Source organism: Microbacterium sp. NPDC056569 (assembly GCF_042793475.1).
Lineage (GTDB): Bacteria > Actinomycetota > Actinomycetes > Actinomycetales > Microbacteriaceae > Microbacterium.
Genome location: NZ_JBHTUV010000014.1, coordinates 41532 through 62927, shown reverse-complemented (window position 1 = coordinate 62927; position 21396 = coordinate 41532). Strand labels below are relative to the sequence as shown.

Below are 21396 nucleotides of genomic sequence, written 5' to 3'. Positions count from 1 at the left end.
TTCTACGAGCCGTCCGCATGCGCGGAGGCTGTCAGTGGATGCTGCGTCCCCGGCTGATCAGGGAGCGGTCGGGGCGCCTCGAGTCGACCAGCGCGAGGCCGAGGTCGGCATGTGCTGCCTTCGCGGCATGCGCTCACGGCTTCGGCGTCAGTCGAACCTCACGCGCCCGGAGGGGCGGATCGCTTCGTCGAGCGCCTGCCGCGCGGCGTTGAGCGCTGCCGAGCCGCCGTAGCCGCGCCGCGCGAGCTGGCCGGCGAGGCGACGAAGCGCGACGTCCCGCTCGAGCCCGCGCATCGAGCCCGCCTTGGAACGGGCGAACTCGAGTGCGCGCTCGGCGTCATCGTCGGGCAGCTCCGCAAGCGCCGCATCGGCGATGTCGCGGGGGACGCCTCGCTTCGTGAGGCTCTGCGAGATCGCCTGCCGCCCCTGGCCCTTGCGATCGACGCCGGTGTGTACGAGCTGCTCCGCGAGGCGGGCATCGTCGAGGTAGCCGCGGGCGAGGAAGGCGTCGAGGATCGCCTCGACACCTTCGCCGCCGAGTTCGTACTGGCCGAGGTAGGTCTTCGCCTCCGACACGGAGAGCTGACGGGCGCGGAGTCTCTTCAGCAGGCCGAGCTCGGCCGCGTCGGCGGCACCTCCTGCCCCGCTTCCTCGGCTGCCATCGGAGCGAGCTCTGCCGGCGCGCTCGAGCTCGAGGTCGATGGGACGGGCATCCCGCTCAGGCTCGGTGCTCGTGTCGCGGTCGCCCCACTCGGTCCGCTCGGCCGCTGCAGGTGGGTTTGCCGGCGGCGTACTGGGCCGGGGGCCGGAGGTGCTCCGTATCTCGGGGATGCGGCTCTCGAGCACTTGACGGAGGTCGGCCGCGGTCTTCGGGTAAGCGCCCGCGCTGCGGTCGCCGAAGATCGAGGTCACGGGGGCGAGCCCGCCGCCGTTCTCGGCGTCGGACTCGCCGCTCATCGCTCACCCCGCTTGTCGAGCTCTGCCGAAACAAGCACCATCACGCCGGGCGGCGCGCCGCCAGCTCGTCTGCGACCTCGCCCGTGGCCTTGGGCACGCCGATGCCGAGCTTCGTCTTGATCTTCGACTCGATCTCGGCCGCGACGTCCTCGTTCTTGATGAGGAAGGTGCGCGCGTTCTCCTTGCCCTGGCCGAGCTGCTCGCCGTCGTAGGTGTACCAGGAGCCAGACTTCTTGACGATCCCGTGCTCGACGCCGAAGTCGATGAGACTGCCCTCACGCGAGATGCCGACGCCGTACAGGATGTCGAACTCGGCCTGCTTGAACGGCGGCGCCATCTTGTTCTTGACGACCTTGACGCGAGTGCGGTTTCCGACCGCGTCCGCTCCGTCTTTCAGGGTCTCGATGCGACGGATGTCGAGACGCACCGACGCGTAGAACTTGAGCGCCTTGCCGCCGGCGGTGGTCTCGGGCGAGCCGAAGAACACGCCGATCTTCTCGCGCAGCTGGTTGATGAAGATCATCGTGGTGTTGGTCTGGTTGAGCCCACCGGTGAGCTTGCGCAGCGCCTGCGACATGAGGCGCGCCTGCAGGCCGACGTGCGAATCACCCATCTCGCCTTCGATCTCGGCCTTGGGCACGAGCGCCGCGACGGAGTCGATCACGATGAGGTCGATCGCGCCGGAGCGGACGAGCATGTCGGCGATCTCGAGCGCCTGCTCGCCCGTGTCGGGCTGCGAGACGAGCAGCGCGTCGATGTCGACGCCGAGCTTCTGCGCGTAGTCGGGGTCGAGCGCGTGCTCCGCGTCGATGAACGCCGCGATGCCGCCGGCGCGCTGCGCGTTGGCGATCGCGTGCAAGGTCAGCGTCGTCTTACCCGACGACTCCGGGCCGTAGATCTCGATGATGCGGCCACGCGGGAGACCGCCGATGCCGAGTGCGACATCGAGGGCGATCGAGCCGGTGGGCACGACCTCGACGGGAGCGCGCTCGTCGCTGCCGAGGCGCATCACCGAGCCCTTCCCGAACTGCCGGTCGATCTGGGCGAGGGCCGATTCCAGGGCCTTCTCGCGGTCAACGGGTGATGGCATGACGTGCTCCTCAGTGCTCGCGTTCCGTCGCCTGTAGGCTGTCGCGCTCCGCCCCGGTGGGACGGATGCTGCGACAAGGCGTGAGGTGTCGTTCGACGCTGTCCACGTTAGGGAGGGGCTCCGACATCCGTCTTCGCTCCCTCCGGGTGCGTGGAAAACACGCTCTCGACACCTGCTGTGCAGGAGCCTACGCGGATCTCGAACAAGTATTCGAGGAGACACGCCGAAGCGCGGTGGGAAGATTCGACCTCAGCGGCGGCGCGGCTCGAGGCGCCCGACGCCGTAGCGCCGCTCGGCCGGAACGTCGAGCTCCTCGCACAGGGCGAGCCACACCTCGCGCGGATCGACGCCGGCATCGATCGCCTCGGCGGCCGTGCGTCCGCCGACCTTCGACAGGTACAGATCGGTCACGACAGCCGTCGCGCGTGCGCCGAACTCGTCGCTCACCGCACGATTGAACTCACTGCGACGCATTGAGGCAGATCAGAGGATCAGCGCAGCGACAGCTCGGCGTCGACCGAGGCCACGAGGTCGTCGGGGACGACGTCGGGGAAGGTCTGCAGGCCCTCGAGCACCGAGATGCGATCGCCGACCTCACGCATGATGGTCGAGATGGGAACATCGAGCGCCTCGGCCACCGACGCGAGGATCTCGCTCGAAGCCTCTTTCTGGCCGCGCTCCACCTCGCTCAGATAGCCGAGAGCCACGCTCGCGCGGCTCGCGACCTGGCGGAGGGTCCGCCCCTTCTGCTGGCGGAAATCACGAAGCACTTCGCCGATCTCTTGACGTACCAGGATCATCAGGGCCCCTCCTCACTTCTGATTCCACCGCTTCCGGGTGCCCAACAGTACAGCACCGGATGATGCCAATCTAATCCCGTGAACTGGGCAATGGGTGGGAATCACGGAATGTAACCGAGACGAAACACCGTCTGTTCCCGGACTCGGTCTCACGGATGACGGATGCCTCACAGCAGAGTGAGCGCCAGTTCCAGCACGCTCTGCACCGTCGCGGTGCGGATCTCGTCGCGCGTACCCGCCAGCGCGAGCGCCGAGACCACTGCCGTCTCGGGCGTGGCGACGGCGATGTAGACGGTGCCGACCGGATGCCCGTCCTGAGGATCCGGGCCGGCCACGCCAGTGGTCGCGAGCCCGACGTCGGCCCGCAGCACACGGCGCACGCCCTCCGCCATCTGCTCGGCGACGGTGGGATCGACGGCGCCGCGCGCGGCCAGCAGATCCGCCTCGATGCCGAGAGCCGACGACTTGAGGTCGGTGGCGTACGCGACGATCCCGCCCCGCACGGACGCCGAGGCGCCGGGAACGTCGACGAGTGCGGCCGTGACGCGGCCACCCGTCAGTGACTCGGCAACGGCGATCGACCAGCCACGGACGTGGAGGGCCCGCAGCACCGCGGCGGCAGCATCCGCCCCGCTCGACGGCTCGTGCGTCACGCGTCCCGCCGCTTCGCGCGGGCGGCGCGCATCTCGGTCACGATGTAGTCGATGCCGCTCGCGATCGTGAGGACGACGGCGATCGTCATCAGCACCGCGTTCACCCAGAAGATCCCGTCGCCGACGAGGGTCCACAGCGGCAGCAGCGCGAACGAGAGCGCGAGGCCCTGGGCGAGCGTCTTCAGCTTGCCCATCCAGGCGGCGGCGAGCACGTGGTCGCTGACGACCATGAAGCGGTAGACCGTGATGCCGATCTCGCGGATGAGCACGACGATGGTGATCCACCACGGCAGCTCGCCGAGGATCGACAGGCCGATGAAGGCGAAGCCGGTGAGCACCTTGTCGGCGATCGGGTCGAGGAGCTTGCCGAGGTCGGTGACGATCTCGTGCTTGCGCGCGAGGTAGCCGTCGATCCCGTCGGTCGCGATCGCCACGATGAACAGCACGGCCGCCCACCACCGGAGTGCGCCGTCGGCTCCGCCGTCGGCCAGGAGCATCCACAGGAAGACCGGCGCGCACAGGATGCGCACGATCGTGATCGCGTTGGGCAGCTGCCGGGGGATCGCCATGGCCCGAGCCTATCGGCGCTCACGATGCCGTCGCCGCCGGTCCTGCCGCGCCGGAGGCATCGGTCGCGGCGGGTCAGTCGCGGCCGGTGAGACCCCAGGCGTCCTCGGAGCCGTCGTCGCCGCTCTCGACCACCGGGTACCCGTCATACTGCGAGGCCACCGCGTCCGCACCGTAGCGATCGTCCGCCGGCGGTGCGGGCGGCGCAGCCGGCGCGGCCGGCGCCTGCGAAGGCACGTCCTCGCCGCGCATGCGCGCGAGCACGGCCGGCAGCTGCTCGACGGTCACCAGCACGTCGCGCGCCTTCGACCCCTCGGAGGGGCCGACGACCTCGCGCGACTCGAGGAGGTCCATCAGGCGTCCAGCCTTGGCGAAGCCGACGCGGAGCTTGCGCTGGAGCATCGAGGTCGAGCCGAACTGGCTCGACACGACGAGCTCGGCCGCCGCGAGCAGCAGTTCGAGGTCGTCTCCGATGTCGGCGTCGATCTCCTTCTTCTCAGCCACTGCGGCCACGTCGGCGCGGTACTCGGGACGTGCCTGGTGCGTGACATGCTTGACGACCGCCTCGATCTCGCTCTCGCTGACCCAGGCGCCCTGCACGCGGAGCGCCTTCGAGGCGCCCATCGGCAGGAACAGGCCGTCGCCCTGGCCGATGAGGCGGTCGGCGCCGGGCTGGTCGAGGATGACGCGGGAGTCGGTGACGCTCGTCACGGCGAACGCCAGACGCGAGGGCACGTTGGCCTTGATGAGGCCGGTCACGACGTCGACGGAGGGTCGCTGCGTCGCGAGCACGAGGTGGATGCCCGAGGCGCGCGCGAGCTGCGTGATGCGGACGATCGAGTCCTCGACGTCGCGGGGCGCGACCATCATGAGGTCGGCGAGCTCGTCGACCACCACGAGCAGGTACGGGTAGGGCTTGAGCACGCGCTCGCTGCCGGGGGGCAGCGTGATCTCGCCCGCGACCACGGCCTTGTTGAAGTCGTCGATGTGACGGAAGCCGAACGACGCGAGGTCGTCGTACCGCATGTCCATCTCCTTCACGACCCACTGCAGCGCCTCGGCGGCCTTCTTGGGATTCGTGATGATGGGGGTGATGAGGTGCGGCACGCCCGCATACGAGGTCAGCTCGACGCGTTTGGGGTCGATGAGCACCATGCGCACGTCGGCGGGCTTCGCCCGCATCAGCAGGCTCGTGATCATCGAGTTCACGAAGCTCGACTTGCCCGAGCCGGTGGAGCCGGCGACGAGCAGGTGCGGCATCTTGGCGAGGTTCGCGATGACGTAGCCGCCGCCGACGTCCTTGCCGACGCCGATCGTCATCGGATGCGTCTGGCTCGTCGCGGTCTGCGAGCGAAGCACGTCGCCGAGCGTCACGATCTCGCGATCGGTGTTGGGGATCTCGACACCGATGGCGCTCTTGCCCGGGATCGGCGCGAGGATGCGCACCTCGTTGGAGGCTACGGCGTACGCGAAGTTGTTCGTGAGCGCGGTGATGCGCTCCACCTTCACGCCGTGACCGACCTCGATCTCGTACTGCGTGACGGTCGGGCCGCGCGAGAAGCCGGTGACGCGTGCATCCACATTGAACTGCTCGAGCACACTCGTGATGGCGCGCACCGTGTCGTCGTTGGCTTGGGAGCGCGCCACGTGAGGCGATCCTGCGGCCAGCGAGTTGACGGACGGCAGCCGGTACGGCGCGGACGGCGAGTCGACCGCCGCGACCGAGCCGATGCCGTCGAGCCCCGGCAGCGTGCCGTCGTCCTCGATGACCTCCGCGTCGTCGCGCAGCGACGTGCGCGACGAGGTCGCCGCCTTCGCCGCCGACAGCACGGCAGGATCGATGACCTCGGTGAGTGCGTCGGTCGCAGGCGCCGGCGGAGGGGTCACGGGCGTGGCCATCGCCTGCTCGAACCCGCCCTGCGACGTGCCGGGCGTCAGCAGCTCGGTGAGGTCCTGCGAGCCGAGGCCGCCCTCCGGGTCCTTCTCGCGCCCCGTCTTGTTCCGGCGCCAGAACGGCAGCGAGGAATCGCCCTCGTCGTCCGCAGCGGCCGGGGTCGCAGCATCCGTCGCCTTCTCTTCCCGCGGTTCGGCGCCGAACATCCAGGCGTAGAGCTCGCCGAGGCGGCGTCCGATGCGGTTCGGGGGTGTCTTCGTGATGATGAGGATGCTGAGCACCGCCATCAGCGACAGCACGATGTACGCGCCGACGTCGGTGAGGACCATGGCGAGCGGCTCGCCGAGCATCCAGCCGAACAGTCCACCCGCCTCGCTCAGTGCGGGAAGCAGCTCGCTCGGCTGCGGACGCCCGCCTGCGACGTGGCAGAAGCCGGCGATCGTCAGGACGAGCAGGCCGAAGCCGATGCCGACGCGTCCGTTGTCGTGCACGGAGGACGGATGCCGGAACATCCAGCCCGCGAGCAGCAGCAGGAGCACCGGCATGACGAACGCCTCACGGCCGATGAGCGCACCGACGCTGTACGCGCTGATGATCTTGGCGACCTCGTTGCCGATGAAGAACCACTCGTTGACCGCGCCGCCGATCGCCAGCAGCACCAGCAGGAACGGGAAGCCGTCGCGCCGCTGGTCCTTCTCGAGCGCCTCGGGGCCGAATGCGCGGAACAGTCCGCCGGTGGCGTGCGCGAGGCCCATCCACGCCCGCACGACGATCGGCGGGCGGTCGGGTTCGTTCACGTAGCGCTTGGGCGCGGGTGCCGGCTTGGCGGCCGCGGGCTTGCGCGTCGACGAGGACGCGCCCGAGCGCGCGTTCGTCGACGCGCTCGAAGACGCGCGCGACCCCTTGGTCGGGCTTGAGCTCCTGGCCATTCCCCCACGGTAAGCCGACACCCCGACATTCGCCCGGAACCACGCCGCCCCGGGCCGCACGCCGGGCGCGTCGCCCACCGCCCCCGGACACCCCGATGCGTCAGCGCAGGCGCTTGACCATCGTGTCGCGGCCCGACCCGCTCTGCGTCACCGCGAACCCCTCGCTGCGGTACAGGGTCGACGCGAAATTGCCCCGCTCGACGCTCAGGCTGATGCGGGCGAACCCGTGCGCGCCCGCGTGCTCGCAGAGCCGCTGCAGGAGTGCCCGCCCGACGCCGTGGGCGCGCCAGATGGGTCGCACGCCGATGATGAGCTCGGGGACACCCGTGCCGACGTACCCGAAGCCCGGATCGTCGCGCGGCAGCATCCGGTACCAGGCCGCGCCGACCGGCTCGCCGTTCGCGTCCTCGGCCACGAAGCCCGCGTCGCCCGGCCGCATCCAGCCGGCGACGTAGCGCCGGTGGTCGTCGCCGCCGATCACCTCGTGACGCGGCCGCGCACCGCCCTGCCGCCAGTTCGCCGCCTCGACGACCATGTCGCCGAGGAAAGCGCCGTCGGCTGCCACGGCAGGTCGGATGCGGAACGAGGAGGCCACGATGCCGATCGTACGACCCGCGTGTTACGCCTCGATGACGAGAGGAACGATCATCGGCCGGCGGCGGAGCGACTGGTTGACCCAGCGGCCGATCGTGCGCCGCACCACCTGCGACAGCGCGTGCTGGTCGCGGACGCCGGACTTCGCGGCCTCGGCGAGGGCTGCGGCGATCTTCGGCTTGACGTCCTCGAACACGGCGTCGTCCTCCGCGAAGCCGCGAGCGTGCACCTCGGGCCCGGAGATGATCCGGCCGGTCGACGCGTCGACCACGACGATCACCGAGATGAAGCCCTCCTCGCCGAGGATGCGGCGGTCCTTGAGATCGGCGTCCGTGATCTCGCCCACCGTCGACCCATCCACGTAGACGAAGCCGAGGTCGAACTGGCCGACCACGCGCGCGTCGCCGTTCTTGAGGTCGATCACGGTGCCGTTCTCGGCGATGATCGTGCGCTCGGGGTCGATGCCCGTGTCCTGGGCGAGGCGTGCGTTCGCCATCAGGTGACGGTACTCGCCATGCACCGGCAGCACGTTCTTCGGCTTGAGGATGTTGTAGCAGTAGAGCAGCTCGCCGGCGGCGGCGTGGCCCGACACGTGCACCTTCGCGTTGCCCTTGTGCACCACGTTCGCGCCGAGCTTGGTGAGTCCGTCGATGACGCGATACACGGCGTTCTCGTTGCCAGGGATGAGGCTCGACGCCAGGATCACCGTGTCGCCGGGACCGGGCTCGATCGCGTGGTCCAGGTTCGCCATACGGCTCAGGACGGCCATCGGCTCGCCCTGCGAGCCGGTGGACATGTAGACGATCCGGTCGTCCGGGAGGTCGCGCGCCTTCTTGTAGTCGATGAGCACGCCCTCGGGCACGTGCAGGTACCCGAGGTCCTCGGCGATCGTCATGTTGCGCAGCATGCTGCGTCCGAGGAGCGCCACGCGGCGCCCGTGGGCGGCCGCCGCGTCCAGCACCTGCTGCACGCGATGGACGTGGCTCGAGAAGCTCGCCACGATGACCCGGCGGGGCGCCCGGCCGATGACCTGGTCGAGCACCGGTCCGATGGCGCGCTCGAGCGGCGTGAATCCGGGGACGTCGGCGTTGGTCGAGTCGACGAGGAAGAGGTCGACGCCCTCCTCCCCCAGGCGGGAGAAGGCGCGCAGGTCGGTGAGCCGGCCGTCGAGGGGCAGCTGGTCCATCTTGAAGTCGCCCGTCGCGAGCACGAGGCCCGCCGGCGTGCGGATCGCGACCGCCAGGGCGTCGGGGATCGAGTGGTTGACGGCGACGAACTCGAGCTCGAACGGCCCGAGGTTCTCGCGCTGCCCCTCCGCGACGGTGAGGCTGTACGGTCTGATGCGGTGCTCCTTGAGCTTCGCCTCGGTGAGCGCGAGCGTCAGTCCGGATCCGATGACGGGGATGTCGCTCTTCAGCTTCAGCAGGTACGGCACCGCACCGATGTGATCCTCGTGACCGTGCGTGAGCACGACGCCGACGATGTCGTCGAGGCGCTTCTTGATGGGCTCGAAGTCGGGGAGGATCAGGTCGACGCCGGGCTGGTGCTCCTCGGGGAACAGCACGCCGCAGTCGACGATGAGCAGCTTCCCGCCGTACTCGAACACCGTCATGTTGCGGCCGACCTCGCCGAGGCCGCCGAGGGGGACGACCCGGAGGGTTCCCGCTTCGAGCTCCGGCGGGTCGTACGGGGTGGTGGGCATTGCGAAGCCTCCTCCGGGCGTCCAGACGCCCGTCATCTGCGCGCCGTCCGTCACACCGCGACGGCGCGGTCTGTCATCTCGTGGTGCCCGACACCTTCGGCAGCGCGCCACCGGCGGCGGCGTTGCGGTCGGGGCGGAAGTTCGAGAAGTCGGCGCCGGGCACGTCGCTCACGAGGGCGAGCTCGTCCTCGATCTTCGCGGCCTCCCACTCCTCCGGCCCGACCAGCGGGAGTCGCACGCGCGGGCTCCCGATGCGGCCGAGACCGTGGAGGATGTACTTCGCCGAGACCGTGCCGGGCACATGCGTCATCACGGCGCGCACGAGCGGCTCGAGCTGCTGGTGCGCCGCGGTGGCGGTCTTCAGGTCGCCGGCGTTCACGGCGTCGACGATCGCACGGTACGGCTGCGCCGCGATGTTCGCGGTCACGCCGATGAGGCCGGTGGCCCCGATGGCGAGGTGCGGCAGCACGTTGGCGTCGTCGCCGGAGAAGTACATCAGGTCGGTCTGGTTGAGCACGCGGCTGACCTCGCTGAAGTCGCCCTTGGCGTCCTTGATCGCGAGGATGTTCGGGTGCTTCGCGAGTCGCAGGATCGTCTCGTAGCGGATCGGCACGCCCGTGCGGCCAGGGATGTCGTACAGGATCACCGGCAGGTCGGTGGCGTCGGCGACCAGGCGGAAGTGCGTGAGGATGCCGGCCTGCGTGGGCTTGTTGTAGTACGGCGTGACGATCATGATGCCGTCGGCGCCGACCTTCTCGCTGGCCTTGTAGAGCTCGATCGCGTGCGCGGTCTCGTTCGACCCGCCACCCGTGATGATCTTGGCGCGGCCGGCGGCGACATCCTTCCCGACCTCGACGAGGCGGATCTTCTCGGCGTCGGTGAGCGTCGACGTCTCACCCGTGGTGCCGGTCACGACGATGCCGTCCGCGCCGGCGGTGATGACGTCGTCGATGTGCTTCTCGACAGCGGGCCAGTCGACCTCACCGTCGGCCGTCATCGGGGTGACGAGCGCGACGAGCACCTGTCCGAAGGGATTGCCCGTATGCGTCATGCACTCAGGTTATCGGGATGCCGCGCCCCGGCGCGCCCGGTGACCCCCGGCGGCGGTCAGCGGCCGCGCTCTCCGATGCGTGCAGCGACGGATGGCGGGGCGAATCGGGCCAGGGCCACGAGAGCCTTGTACCGCAGCGACGGGATCGACACCGCCGCCCCGCGCGCCGCATCGCGCAGCGACTCGGCCACGACGTCGCGCGCGTCGAGCCACATCGCGTCGGGCACGCCCTCCTGCCCCGGCGGCAGCCCGAGGCGCTCGTGGAAGTTCGTGTGGGTGTAGCCAGGGCACACCGCGGTCACCGTCACGCCGCGCGGGCCGTAGCGGCCGTTCGCCCAGCGGCTGAAGCTCACGAGCCAGCCCTTGCACGCGCCGTAGGTCGAGCGCGGGATGAACGCCGCGACCGACGCGACGTTGATGATGCGCCCGTGTCCGCGCGCCAGCATCGCGCCCAGCGCGGCGTGCGTGAGGCGCATCGGCACCTCGACGTGCAGCTCCAGGTGACGCACCTCGTCGTCGATGTCGTTGCGCTCGAATGCCAGCGGCAGCCCGAACCCGGCATTGTTGACGAGGATCTCGATCGGCCGGGTCTCGTCGGCGACACGCGCCTCGACGCGCTCGCGCTGCCTGCGCTTCAGCAGGTCGGCCCCGAGCACCTCGACCTCGACGCCGTAGGTCGACCGCAACCGGACGGCGAGCTGCTCGAGCGCCTGCCGGTCGCGCGCGACGAGCACGAGGTGCGCGCCCTTCGCGGCGAGCTGCCGCGCGTACTCCGCGCCGAGACCCGAGCTCGCACCGGTGATGAGCGCCGTCTTCGCCATGCGCGCCAGCCTATTGCCGCGTCACTGCGCGCCGCGCTCCGGCGGCCGCACCAGTCGCAGGAATCGGTAGCGGATGCCGGATCCCGAGGTGTGCCAGCCGTCGACCGGGTCGGTCGCGACCGTGACCCAGCCGGCGCGGTCGGGCGCCAGGGTGTCGCCCTCGACCGCGACGTCGAGCTCCGTGACCTCGAGGAGGTCGGCGAGGCCGATCGCCTCGCGGAACAGCTGTCCGCCGCCGATCACCCAGATGCGCTCGGGCGCCCCCTCGCCGGCCAGCGTCAGCGCGGCCTCGAGCGAGCCGGTGCGCTCGGCGCCGGCATCCGTCCAGTCCTCCTGACGCGTGATGACGATGTTGCGCCGCCCCGGCAGCGGGCGGAAACGCGCGGGAAAGGACTCCCACGTTCGGCGCCCCATGACCACCGTCGCGCCGAGCGTGAGCGCCTTGAAGTGCGCGAGGTCTTCCGGCACATGCCATGGCATGCCGCCGTCGGCGCCGATCACGCCGTCGTGGGCCTCCGCCCAGACGAGGCCGATCGGGGATGTCATACCGCGACCGCCCCGCGGATCGCGGGGTGGTGCTGGTAGTCCTCGAGCACGAAGTCGTCGAAGCGGTAGTCGAAGATCGACTCGGGCGTCCGCGCCATGCGCAGCGTCGGGTAGGGGTAAGGATCGCGCGTGAGCTGCTCCCGCACCTGCTCGACGTGGTTGTCGTAGATGTGGCAGTCGCCGCCGGTCCACACGAAGTCGCCGGGCTCGAGCCCCGCCTGCTGCGCCACCATGAGCGTCAGCAGCGCGTACGACGCGATGTTGAAGGGCACGCCGAGGAAGAGATCGGCGCTGCGCTGGTAGAGCTGGCACGACAGCTTGCCGTCGGCGACGTAGAACTGGAACATCGCGTGGCACGGCGCGAGTGCCATGTCGGGGATGTCGGCCGGGTTCCACGCGGACACGATCAGGCGGCGGGAATCGGGGTTCGCGCGGATCTGGTCGAGCACGAGCGCGATCTGGTCGATGTGCTCGCCCGACGGGGTGGGCCACGAGCGCCACTGCACCCCGTAGACAGGACCCAGCTCACCCGAGGCATCCGCCCATTCGTCCCAGATGGTGATGCCGTTCTCCTGCAGCCACGCGACGTTCGACTCGCCGCGCAGGAACCACAGCAGCTCGTACGCGATCGACTTGAAGTGCACGCGCTTGGTGGTGATGAGCGGGAAGCCCTGCGACAGATCGAACCGGATCTGCCGGCCGAACGCACTCGTCGTGCCGGTGCCGGTGCGGTCGTCCTTGTGCGTGCCGTTCTCGAGCACGTCTCGCAGAAGGTCTTCGTACGGGGTCGGGATCGGCGTCGTCACGGCTGCCACGATACCCGCGCCGTCGACCGCGGCGGCCTGCCCGCGCCGCGCGCCTTCCTCACACCGCGCGCACGCCTTCTGTTACATCGGATCCGTCATATTCGTCTATTCGGCCTCCATTCAGGTGAAAGCGGTTAGCCTGGTGTGCTGTGAACCTCGTCGGCGCCCTCATCGCCCTCGCCGCGCTCCTCGCGGCGACGGTGGCACTCGGTGTCTTCCTCAATTGGCGTCAGTCCCACGCCCGCCGCAACGTCGAGCACGAGGTGGTCGAACCCCACCGCCTCGGCGCCGACGGGCTCGGCGAAGTCGCCACCCTCCTGCAGTTCAGCACCGAGCTCTGCGCGCGGTGTCCCGGCGTGCACCGCACACTCGCGGCGATCGCCGACGACCACGAGGGCGTCCGCCATCTCGACGTCGACCTCACGTACCGCCCCGACATCGCGAAGCACTTCCACGTCCTCCAGACGCCCACCACGCTCGTGCTCGACCGCAACGGCGTCATCCAGACCCGGTTCGGCGGCGCGCCCGGGCGCGACGTGCTCGAGCTCGAGCTCAACCGCCTGATCGCGGAGGACGCGAATGTCTGACCGCACGGATGCCTCGACCCCGCGCGGCATCGATCCCCGAGGTCCGCGCTTCGCGGCCGGGATCACCGCGCTGCTGCTCCTCATCGACGTGTTCCTCGGTCTCACCGGGCTCTCGACTGCACAGACGGCGCAGGGATGGGCGATCACCACGGCGAGCGTCGCCGAGCGGTTCCTCGATCCCGCATTCCTGCTGCTGCTCGCGACGACCCTGCTGTTCCTGTGGGGCGTCCTCTCCCCGCGCACGGCGCCGTGGGGCGTGCTCTACCGCAGGCTCGTCGCACCCCGCCTGGCTCCCCCGACCGAGCTCGAAGACCCGCGTCCGCCGCGCTTCGCGCAGGGCGTCGGCCTCTTCGTCTCGGCGCTCGGCCTCGTGCTGCAGCTGTTCGGCGTGCCGTGGGCGCTGACGATCGCGGCAGCCGCCGCGTTCATCGCGGCGTTCCTGAACGCCGTCTTCGGACTCTGCCTGGGCTGCCAGCTGTACCTGCTGCTGCAGCGCGCGGGCATCGTCGGCCGCGCACGACCCGCCTCGGCCTGACGCGACGCCGCCGCTCGGCCGGTACCGCGGGGCGCAGCATCCGGTGTCAACCCATCGCGGCGGCCCAGCCCGACGCCATAGGCTGACGCAAGACGCCCGGCACGCGGGCGCCCCGCCAGCGAGGAGGCCCACATGACCGTCACCAGCGAAGCAACCACGGCGTGGAAGGGCGGGCTGTTCGACGGCTCCGGCGAGACCACCTTCGTGTCGTCCGGCCTCGGAACCTTCCCCGTCAACTGGAAGGCGCGCAGCGAGGGCTCGACGTCGGTCACGACGCCGGAGGAGCTGATCGCCGCCGCGCACGCATCGTGCTTCAGCATGGCCTTCTCCCTCGCGCTGGCGGAGAACGGCACTCCCCCGGAGTCGATCGACACGACCGCATCCGTCACGTTCAAGCCGGGCACGGGCATCACCGGCAGCCACCTGAACGTCAACGCCGTCGTCCCGGGACTGGAGCCCGAGGACTTCGAGCGGCTCGCAGAGGCCGCGAAGCGCGGCTGCCCCGTCTCGCAGGCCCTGGCGGGGATCGAGATCACCCTCGAGGCGACGCTTGCCTGAAGGCCGTCCGGCGGGTGACGGCGGTCGGAGGATCGTCGTCGCCGGGGCGTCGGGCCTCATCGGCCGGGCGCTCGTCGACAGTCTCCGCGCCGACGGGGTCGAGGTGACGACGCTCGTGCGCCGGCCCACCGAGGACCCGCACGAGGTCGAGTGGCTCACGACGGCCGCACCGCTGGATCCGGCGGTGCTCGACGGCGCGGAGGCGGTGGTCGGGCTGAACGGCGCGAGCATCGGGCGGTTCCCCTGGACGACGTCGTACAAGAGCACGCTGCTGTGGTCGCGCATCGCACCGACGCGGGCGCTCGCCCGTGCGGTCCGGGAGCTCGGGACCGATGCCCCGCACTTCGTGTCGGCGTCGGCGGTCGGCTACTACGGCTCGATCCCCGGTGAGCGGATCGCGGAGGACGCGCCGCGGGGCGACTCGTTCCTCGCGGACCTCTGCGGCGAGTGGGAGGCTGCCGCCTTCGGCGCGGGGACGGATGCTGCGGTCTCGGTGCTGCGCACCGCTCCGGTCGTGCACGCCGACGGCGTGCTGAAGCCGCTGATGCTCCTCACGAAGCTGGGCCTCTCCGGCCCGATCGGCCGCGGGACGCAGGCGTGGCCGTGGATCTCGCTCGCGGACGAGGTGCGGGCGATCCGCCACGTGATCGACGCCCGGCTCAGCGGGCCCGTGAACCTCGCAGGACCCACGCGCGCCACCGCGAACGACCTCGGGTTCGCCCTCGCGGTGCGGATGAACCGCCCGTTCCTGCTGCGCGCGCCGGTGTGGGGCATGAAGCTCGTGCTCGGCGCCGACGCGACGGAGGCGATCCTCACCGCCGACGCCCACGTCGTGCCCGATTCTCTCGAGAAGTCGGGTTTCGCGTTCTCGCACCCGACGGTCGAGGACGCGATCGCGGCGGCCGTGCCCGCCGCGTCCTGATCGAGCGCGGGGTTCAGGCGGGGCGGTCGGTCTTCTCGAGGCGGATGGCGGCGCGCACGGCCTCGCGCGCGCGACGGCGATCGCCGGCGGCGTCGTAGGCGAGCCCGAGGCGGTACCAGGCCCGCCAGTCGTCCGGGTGCGCCTCGACGTCGGCGCGGTACGCCGGGAACACGGCCTCGCCGTCCTCCCGCAGCACGCGGCCGCTGGGGCGGACTGCGACCTCCTCCTGCGGCAGAGCGTCCTCGGCCTCGAGACGCCTGCCGAGCTGCTGCGCGCGCACGCCGAACCACAGCTCGCGCCCGAGGGCCCACGCCGCGATGACGGGCAGCACGACGAGCGCGGCGCCCATCGCGATGCCGACCGGGTCGCCGCTGACCAGGAGCAGCCAGGCACGCTGGCCGACGAGCACGATGTACAGCGCGAGCAGCGCCGCCATCACGGCGACGCCGATGCGCGCGCTCATGCGCCGGTGGCGCGGGCGACCTGGCCGGGGACGCCGCCCTCGTCGACCGGGCGCGTGTCGGCCGTCGCGGTGCGGCGGCCGATGCCGATGTCGATCAGGCTGTCGAGGCCGACGATCACGCCTGAGGCGTCCCGCGCAGCGGCGAGGGCGAGACGGATGCCGGGGCCGTAGGCCTGCGCCGGCTCCACGGTGTCGTGCACGATCGCGAGTGACTCCCCCGCTCCCGAGAGGATCGTCTCCTGGCGAGCGACGACACCCGGGCGGCGGAGCGAGTGGATGGGCACGCTCGCGACCTGCTGGCCGCGGGCGCGCTGGTCGACGTGAGGCGACTCGACGGGCCCGACGCCGTCGCGTGCGGCGGCGATGAGCTCGGCCGTGCGCACGGCCGTGCCGCTCGGCGAGTCGATCTTGGTCTCGCGGTGCGCCTCGACGATCTCGATCGAGGGGAAGAAGGGCGCCGCCGCGGCGGCGAGAGCGGAGCCCAGCACCGAGCCCAGGGAGAAGTTCGGGACGAAGAGCGCCCCCGTGCCCGCGGCCTCGACGAGCGGGCGTACCAGCGCGATGCGCTCAGCCGACCAGCCGGAGGTGCCGACGAGCACGTTGATCCCACGCTCGATCGCCGCACGGACGACATCGATCGACACGGCAGGGGTGGAGGCATCCACCACCAGGTCCGCGCCGTCGAGCTCCGACAGCTCCGACCGCGAGGAGAGCACCGCGGCGACCTCGAACCCGGGCTCCGCCTCGACCGCGTCGCGGATGATCGCGCCGAGCTTGCCGGTGCCGCCGACGATGGCCACGCGTGTCGTCATGCCTCCATCCTAGGCGGCGGCCCGGAGCCGAGCCGGGCCGGGGCGCCGCCGGAGGGCGCCTACGCTGGACACGTGGTGACACTCCGGCCCTCCCCCGTCGACGCCCCCGACGCACACGAACTCCTCGCCGAGTACTTCCGTGCACGCACGGAGGGATTCGCGGACCAGGGCGTCTCGTACCGCACGACCTTCCCCGACCCCGCGGCGTTCGTCCCACCCGCCGGCATCTTCGTCGTGCTCGACGACGAGGAAGGCGTCGCCCAGGGCTGCGGAGGCATCCGTCTCATCCCGGAGGGGCCGCTCGGCACCCGGTACGAGCTGAAGCACCTGTACCTGCGGCCGATCACGCGCGGCCGCGGCTGGGGACGCCTGCTCGTCGAAGACCTCGTCGAGCGCGCCCGCGGCTTCGGCGCCGCCGAGCTCGTGCTCGACACGCACCACTCGCTCGAAGCCGCCGGCGCGCTGTACGCCCGCACCGGGTTCGTCGCGGTCGAGCCCTACAACGACAACCCGAACGCATCGCGCTGGTACGGCAAGGCGCTCTGAGCGACGAGCGCGTCAGACGGGGTAGACCTCGGGAAGACCGGTGCGCAGCTCGACGGGCAGGTGCGCGAGGTCGTTGTGCGAGAGCAGGGTCCACGGGCGGCCCTGCTTCTGCGCGATGACCGTCAGCCCGCAGTGCGCCTGGTTGAGCGTCATCCAGCGCCAATCGGGCGCCTGCAGCACCTCGCGCACGAACCATGCGATCACGAAGTTGTGCGTGATCAGGAGTTCGTGCACCTCACCGCGCTTGCGCGCCAGGAACTCGCTCACGGCGTCCGACATCTGCGCGCGCCCCGCCTCGACCTCGGCCTCGGTGACCGAGCCGAAGAACGGCTCGAACGCCGCCGGGGTCTCGTCGGTCATGCCGGTCGGCACGCAATCGAACAGCAGCGCGGACGGCTCGGGCGTGAGCGACGGCATCCGCTCGGCGACGGCGCGAGCCGTCTGGCTCGCGCGCTCCAGCGGCGAGTGCCACAGCGCGTCGAACGGCACCCCCGACAGCCGGTCCGCCAGCAGGGCGGCCTGCCGCCGCCCGCGCGGCGAGAGGGGCCCGTCGACGAGTCCGTGCTCGGCATCCTGATGCTCGCCATGCCGCACGAGGTAGATGTAGTGCGTCACGCAGTTCACTCCGTCGGGGATCGCGTGCCCGGGCAAAGGCACGTCTTCCACCCTACGACACCTCGTCGTGGCGGCTCAGCGCCTGTGGACGGCGAGTCCCATGCGCGTGGGCGACTACTCCGAGGCGCGCGCGATGTCGGACAGCTGACCGCGGCTCAGACGAACGCCCACACCCTGCACGAGCTCCTCGACGTGCTGCGGGGCGTACGCGTTGACGATGGGCGCGGTGACGAGCTTCTGGGCGAGCAGCCACGCGACGGCGACCGCCGCATCGGGAACGCCGAGCTCGGCGCCGACGGCATCGAGCGCGCGCAGCGTGCGGCTCCCCCGGCGGTTGAGGTTCGCGGCCAGCTGTGCGCCGCGCACCGAGAGGGCACCGCGGATCTTGGAGCGCTGCCGGCCCGCGAGGAATCCGTGCTCGAGCGCATGCGACGGGGTCACCGCCATGCCCTGCGCCCCGGCGACGAGACGAAGGTCGGCGTCGAACTCGTGACGGCGCAGCACGTTGAACGGGACGTCGAGCACCGTGATGCGCGGGTACCCCGCCGATGCGAAGATCCGGGCCTCGACGAGTTGTGCGGCTGCGTAGCCGATGGCGCCGATCGCCCGCACCTTGCCGGTCTCGACGAGCCACTCCGCCGTGGCGAGCGAGTCTTCGAGCGACGAGGCGCGATCGGTCGTCGCGTCGAGGTAGAGCACGTCGATGCGGTCGGTGCGCAGCCGGTTCAGCGAGGCCTCGACGGCGCGGACGAGGTTGACCGGACCGAGACCGGGGTTGTCGGCGTGGCCGCCCACGCGGACCGCGAGCACGATGTCGTCGCGCAGCCCGCGCGACTGCAGCCACTGGCCGATGATGTGCTCGCTGCGACCGCTCGAGTAGCTGTCGGCCGTGTGCACGGCGTTGCCGCCCAGCTCGGCGTAGGTGTCGAGGATCGCGTGACTCGACTCGAGGTCGACGTTCCACCCGAACTCGGCCGCGCCGAGGATCAGCGGGAAGATGTGCGAGCCGCTCTCGCCGAGGGCGACGCGCACGTTGCTGCCGATGGAAGGACCCTGCACCGGGATCGGGGCCGAGGGATGCTGGCCGCGCGCGACGGCGCCCGGCGGCGCGGAAGCGGCATCCGGACTCGACGACGGGAGCGTCGAGTCAACGCCGAAGTAAGCCATGTGCCACCCCCTCACGAGATCCCCTGCAGGATGCCGTGATCACTATGCGCGCCCCCCGGCGCTTACACACAGGGTAGGCCAGTCCGGACAGCGAGCCGTTCACTGAGGCGAACTTGGGATAAACATTGCATAACGCTTTGGTCACGAACCGCTGGTCCCTAAGGGTTCTGTCCCCTGTTCGGCGGACAGAGTGCGCCATCGCCCTACCGGACGGCCCTACGACGGATGCCCGCCCCCTCGCGGGGACGGGCATCCGTGGTTCGCCGGCCGGGTGCACCGGACGGCGCGGGCGATCAGCCTTCGGCGGGAGCCTCCGGGCCCTCGCTGGCCGCAGCGCGACCCTCCTGGTCGGCGGCCTCCTCGAGCACCGGCTCGAGCGAGAGCTTGCCGCGGTCGTCGATCTTCGTGATCTTCACGAGGAGCTTCTGACCGACCGAGAGCACGTCCTCGACGTTCTCCACGCGCTTGCCGCCGGCGAGCTTGCGGACCTCGCTGACGTGCAGCAGCCCGTCCTTGCCGGGAAGGAGCGAGATGAAAGCGCCGAACGTCGCGATCTTGACGACCGTTCCCAGGAACTGCTCGCCGACCTCCGGGTTGGTGGGGTTGGCGATCGCGTTGACCTGGGCGCGCGCGGCCTCGGCCGAGGGGCCGTCGGTCGCGCCGATGTAGACGGTGCCGTCCTCCTCGATGGAGATCTGCGCGCCGGTCTCGTCCTGGATCGCGTTGATCGTCTTGCCCTTCGGGCCGATCAGCTCACCGATCTTGTCGACCGGGATCTGCACGCTGATGACGCGCGGCGCGGTCGGCGCCATCTCGTCGGGACCGTCGATCGCGGCGGTGAGCACGCCCAGGATCGTGAGGCGCGCGTCCTTGGCCTGCGTCAGCGCGGCGGCGAGGACCGACGACGGGATGCCGTCGAGCTTCGTGTCGAGCTGGATCGCCGTGACGAACTCGCTCGTGCCGGCGACCTTGAAGTCCATGTCGCCGAGGGCGTCCTCGGCGCCGAGGATGTCGGTCAGCGCGGCGTAGCGCGTCTGGCCGTCGACCTCGTCGGACACGAGACCCATCGCGATGCCGGCGACCGGGGCGCGCAGCGGCACACCGGCGTTCAGCAGCGACAGGGTCGAGGCGCACACCGAGCCCATCGACGTCGAGCCGTTCGAGCCGAGTGCCTCGGACACCTGGCGGATCGCGTACGGGAACTCCTCGCGGCTGGGCAGCACCGGCACGAGGGCGCGCTCGGCCAGGAAGCCATGCCCGATCTCGCGACGCTTCGGGCTGCCGACACGGCCGGTCTCACCGGTCGAGTAGGGCGGGAAGTTGTAATGGTGCATGTAGCGCTTGCTCGTCACGGGCGACAGCGAGTCGATCTGCTGCTCCATCTTGAGCATGTTCAGCGTGGTGACGCCCAGGATCTGGGTCTCGCCGCGCTGGAAGATCGCCGAGCCGTGGACGCGCGGGATGACCTGCACCTCGGCGTCGAGCGGGCGGATGTCGGCGAGGCCGCGGCCGTCGATGCGGACGCCCTCGGCGAGGATGCGCCCGCGCACGATCTTCTTGGTGACGGACTTGTAGGCGGCGCCGAATTCGAGCGTCGCGACCGCGGGAAGCTCGCCCGCTTCGACGGCTGCGAGCAGCTCGGCCTTGACGGCGTCCTTGATCGCGTCGTCGGCGTTCTGGCGCTCCTGCTTGTCGGCGATCTGGTACACCGGGACGAGCTGGTCGTACGCGCGGCCGGCCACGAAGTCGTAGACCTCCTGGCTGTACTGCGGGAACACCGGGTAGGGCTGGATCTCCTTCGCCGCGGCGTTCGCCACGACGTTCTGCGCCGCGACGAGCTCCTTGATGAAGGGCTTCGAGGCCTCGAGGCCCTGCGCGACGATCTCCTCGCTGGGCTTCGTGGCGCCGGCCTTGATGAGGTTCCAGCTGTGCTCGGTGGCCTCCGCCTCGACCATCATGATCGCGACGTCGCCGTCGGGCAGGACGCGGCCGGCGACGATGAGGTCGAACACGGCCTCCTCGAGCTGGGTCACGGTCGGGAACGCGATCCACTGGTCGGCGTGCTCCCCGTGGCCGGGGATGAGCGCGAGGCGCACGCCGGCGATCGGACCCGAGAACGGCAGCCCGGAGATCTGGGTCGACAGCGATGCCGCGTTGATCGCGAGCGCGTCGTAGAACTCGCCCGGCGCGATCGAGAGCACCGTGACGACGATCTGCACCTCGTTGCGGAGGCCGTCGACGAACGACGGGCGCAGCGGGCGGTCGATGAGACGGCACACGAGGATCGCCTCGGTCGAGGGGCGGCCCTCGCGACGGAAGAACGAGCCGGGGATCTTGCCCGCCGCATACGAGCGCTCTTCGACGTCGACGGTCAGCGGGAAGAAGTCGAAGCCCTCACGAGGCGACTTGCCGGCGCTGGTCGCCGACAGGAGCATCGTCTCCTCGTCGAGGTACGCGGCGACGGCACCCTGTGCCTGCTGCGCGAGTCGTCCGGTCTCGAACCGGACGGTGCGGGTGCCGAAGCGGCCGTTGTCGAGAACGGCTTCAGCGGCGGTGATTTCAGGACCTTCCAAGAGGTCTCTCCTTCTTTGTTTAGGCTCGCACGCGCGTTTCGCGCACGAGCTCGTGCGAAGGAGCAGGAACAGGCAGATCTCGGCGCGCGGGAGTGCCGCGGGGTTCGCCAGCGCTGGTCACCAGTAGAAGATCACCCGACGTCGGACGGCGGGGAATCCACCACAGGGGACCAGCTTCCTGCCGGCCTGCTCCGTGTAGCTCACATGT

The 21396-nt window shown here is 70.6% G+C and carries 23 protein-coding genes; 5 read left to right on the top strand and 18 right to left on the bottom strand.

Going from position 1 to position 21396, the window contains the following annotated elements:
• Positions 1–147: 147 nt before the first annotated feature.
• From ACFQ7C_RS16240 to ACFQ7C_RS16180, 13 genes are all read right to left on the bottom strand, one after another.
• Positions 148–957, bottom strand: a complete 810-nt coding sequence (locus tag ACFQ7C_RS16240) for a regulatory protein RecX (protein ID WP_378903433.1) — start codon at positions 955–957, stop codon at positions 148–150.
• Between the two features lie 40 nt (positions 958–997).
• The gene (recA, locus tag ACFQ7C_RS16235) at positions 998–2047 is read right to left on the bottom strand and encodes a recombinase RecA (RefSeq protein ID WP_378903430.1); all 1050 of its coding nucleotides are present in this window, start codon (positions 2045–2047) and stop codon (positions 998–1000) included.
• A gap of 249 nt (positions 2048–2296) precedes the next feature.
• The gene (locus ACFQ7C_RS16230) at positions 2297–2521 is read right to left on the bottom strand and encodes a DUF3046 domain-containing protein (RefSeq protein WP_378903427.1); all 225 of its coding nucleotides are present in this window, start codon (positions 2519–2521) and stop codon (positions 2297–2299) included.
• A 17-nt stretch (positions 2522–2538) separates the two neighbouring features.
• On the bottom strand, positions 2539–2847 hold the full coding sequence (locus tag ACFQ7C_RS16225; protein WP_109211855.1) for a helix-turn-helix domain-containing protein: 309 nt from the start codon (positions 2845–2847) through the stop codon (positions 2539–2541).
• A 167-nt stretch (positions 2848–3014) separates the two neighbouring features.
• Complete coding sequence (locus ACFQ7C_RS16220) at positions 3015–3500, bottom strand: CinA family protein (protein ID WP_378903424.1); 486 nt, start codon at positions 3498–3500, stop codon at positions 3015–3017.
• Positions 3497–4069: a CDP-diacylglycerol--glycerol-3-phosphate 3-phosphatidyltransferase gene (gene pgsA, locus ACFQ7C_RS16215; protein WP_378903421.1), complete on the bottom strand. Its 573-nt coding sequence runs from the start codon at positions 4067–4069 to the stop codon at positions 3497–3499. The genes ACFQ7C_RS16220 and pgsA overlap by 4 nt, the downstream gene beginning before the upstream one ends.
• Positions 4070–4142: 73 nt before the next feature.
• A complete protein-coding gene (locus ACFQ7C_RS16210; RefSeq protein WP_378903418.1) occupies positions 4143–6890 on the bottom strand; it encodes a DNA translocase FtsK 4TM domain-containing protein in 2748 nt (915 codons plus the stop codon).
• Between the two features lie 100 nt (positions 6891–6990).
• Positions 6991–7485, bottom strand: coding sequence for a GNAT family N-acetyltransferase (locus ACFQ7C_RS16205; protein WP_378903415.1), 495 nt, complete (start codon positions 7483–7485; stop codon positions 6991–6993).
• Between the two features lie 24 nt (positions 7486–7509).
• Complete coding sequence (locus ACFQ7C_RS16200; protein WP_378903412.1) at positions 7510–9186, bottom strand: ribonuclease J; 1677 nt, start codon at positions 9184–9186, stop codon at positions 7510–7512.
• Between the two features lie 73 nt (positions 9187–9259).
• The gene (gene dapA / locus ACFQ7C_RS16195) at positions 9260–10237 is read right to left on the bottom strand and encodes a 4-hydroxy-tetrahydrodipicolinate synthase (protein WP_376010718.1); all 978 of its coding nucleotides are present in this window, start codon (positions 10235–10237) and stop codon (positions 9260–9262) included.
• A 56-nt stretch (positions 10238–10293) separates the two neighbouring features.
• The gene (locus ACFQ7C_RS16190) at positions 10294–11058 is read right to left on the bottom strand and encodes an SDR family NAD(P)-dependent oxidoreductase (protein ID WP_378903409.1); all 765 of its coding nucleotides are present in this window, start codon (positions 11056–11058) and stop codon (positions 10294–10296) included.
• Between the two features lie 21 nt (positions 11059–11079).
• Positions 11080–11604 carry a dihydrofolate reductase gene (locus ACFQ7C_RS16185; RefSeq protein WP_378903406.1) on the bottom strand — a complete coding sequence of 175 codons (525 nt, stop codon included), beginning with the start codon at positions 11602–11604 and terminating at the stop codon, positions 11080–11082.
• Positions 11601–12410: a thymidylate synthase gene (locus ACFQ7C_RS16180; RefSeq protein WP_378903403.1), complete on the bottom strand. Its 810-nt coding sequence runs from the start codon at positions 12408–12410 to the stop codon at positions 11601–11603. The genes ACFQ7C_RS16185 and ACFQ7C_RS16180 overlap by 4 nt, the downstream gene beginning before the upstream one ends.
• A 149-nt stretch (positions 12411–12559) precedes the next feature.
• Here ACFQ7C_RS16180 and ACFQ7C_RS16175 point away from each other — a divergent pair, with 149 nt between their 5' ends.
• The 4 genes from ACFQ7C_RS16175 to ACFQ7C_RS16160 all read left to right on the top strand — a co-directional run bounded on the left by ACFQ7C_RS16175 (position 12560) and on the right by ACFQ7C_RS16160 (position 15012).
• Positions 12560–12997 (top strand): TlpA family protein disulfide reductase, encoded by a 438-nt coding sequence (locus ACFQ7C_RS16175; RefSeq protein ID WP_378903400.1) that lies wholly within the window; start codon positions 12560–12562, stop codon positions 12995–12997.
• Positions 12990–13532, top strand: a complete 543-nt coding sequence (locus tag ACFQ7C_RS16170; RefSeq protein WP_378903397.1) for a DUF4395 domain-containing protein — start codon at positions 12990–12992, stop codon at positions 13530–13532. Before ACFQ7C_RS16175 ends, ACFQ7C_RS16170 begins: the two co-directional genes overlap by 8 nt.
• 132 nt (positions 13533–13664) lie before the next feature.
• Entirely contained in the window at positions 13665–14090 is a 426-nt protein-coding gene (locus tag ACFQ7C_RS16165) for an OsmC family protein (protein ID WP_376010701.1), read from the top strand.
• Positions 14083–15012 carry a TIGR01777 family oxidoreductase gene (locus ACFQ7C_RS16160; protein ID WP_378903393.1) on the top strand — a complete coding sequence of 310 codons (930 nt, stop codon included), beginning with the start codon at positions 14083–14085 and terminating at the stop codon, positions 15010–15012. The genes ACFQ7C_RS16165 and ACFQ7C_RS16160 overlap by 8 nt, the downstream gene beginning before the upstream one ends.
• Before the next feature lie 13 nt (positions 15013–15025).
• Here the strand turns inward: ACFQ7C_RS16160 and ACFQ7C_RS16155 are convergent, their stop codons facing one another.
• Together ACFQ7C_RS16155 and ACFQ7C_RS16150 are read right to left on the bottom strand one after the other, a co-directional pair.
• Positions 15026–15475, bottom strand: coding sequence for a hypothetical protein (locus ACFQ7C_RS16155; protein ID WP_378903391.1), 450 nt, complete (start codon positions 15473–15475; stop codon positions 15026–15028).
• Complete coding sequence (locus tag ACFQ7C_RS16150; protein WP_378903388.1) at positions 15472–16287, bottom strand: 4-hydroxy-tetrahydrodipicolinate reductase; 816 nt, start codon at positions 16285–16287, stop codon at positions 15472–15474. The genes ACFQ7C_RS16155 and ACFQ7C_RS16150 overlap by 4 nt, the downstream gene beginning before the upstream one ends.
• Before the next feature lie 72 nt (positions 16288–16359).
• Here ACFQ7C_RS16150 and ACFQ7C_RS16145 point away from each other — a divergent pair, with 72 nt between their 5' ends.
• A complete protein-coding gene (locus tag ACFQ7C_RS16145; protein WP_378903385.1) occupies positions 16360–16833 on the top strand; it encodes a GNAT family N-acetyltransferase in 474 nt (157 codons plus the stop codon).
• 12 nt (positions 16834–16845) lie between these two features.
• Here the strand turns inward: ACFQ7C_RS16145 and ACFQ7C_RS16140 are convergent, their stop codons facing one another.
• The 3 genes from ACFQ7C_RS16140 to ACFQ7C_RS16130 all read right to left on the bottom strand — a co-directional run bounded on the left by ACFQ7C_RS16140 (position 16846) and on the right by ACFQ7C_RS16130 (position 21188).
• Positions 16846–17448: a histidine phosphatase family protein gene (locus ACFQ7C_RS16140; RefSeq protein WP_159845044.1), complete on the bottom strand. Its 603-nt coding sequence runs from the start codon at positions 17446–17448 to the stop codon at positions 16846–16848.
• Between the two features lie 114 nt (positions 17449–17562).
• The gene (locus ACFQ7C_RS16135; protein WP_378903382.1) at positions 17563–18615 is read right to left on the bottom strand and encodes an aldo/keto reductase; all 1053 of its coding nucleotides are present in this window, start codon (positions 18613–18615) and stop codon (positions 17563–17565) included.
• 293 nt (positions 18616–18908) lie between these two features.
• A complete protein-coding gene (locus ACFQ7C_RS16130) occupies positions 18909–21188 on the bottom strand; it encodes a polyribonucleotide nucleotidyltransferase (RefSeq protein WP_378903379.1) in 2280 nt (759 codons plus the stop codon).
• Between the last annotated feature and the right edge of the window lie 208 nt (positions 21189–21396).